The following is a 236-nucleotide window of genomic DNA, read 5'->3' as shown; positions in this document are numbered from 1 at the left end:
GCGTCGTCCTGCGGCTCTGCCCCCTCGGCCATGCCGGATCAGGCCAGGGCCAGCAGCGTGTCGCGCCGAGCGAAAAGCTCTGCCTGCAAGGCCACGTCGCGCGGGACGGCGGCGGCAGCGGTAGGCGCCAGGGCGCGGTCCAGCCGCGCGGCAGTCTGGGCGCTCATCGGCGCCAGGGATTGCGCGATGCCGATCATGTCGGGCATCCTGGCCCAGCAATTGAGCGCAATGTCACA

Annotated in this window: 1 pseudogene; it reads right to left on the bottom strand. The window is 71.6% G+C overall.

Features of this window, described 5'->3' with window-relative positions:
* Positions 1 to 38: 38 nt before the first annotated feature.
* A pseudogene (locus H926_RS33360) lies at positions 39 to 236 on the bottom strand (beta-hexosaminidase); the annotation flags it as partial.

This window comes from Novosphingobium sp. B-7, from assembly GCF_000410615.1.
GTDB classification, from domain to species: domain Bacteria; phylum Pseudomonadota; class Alphaproteobacteria; order Sphingomonadales; family Sphingomonadaceae; genus Novosphingobium; species Novosphingobium capsulatum.
The sequence above is the reverse complement of the archived record's forward strand: the minus strand, read 5'-3'. Positions and strand labels throughout refer to the sequence as shown.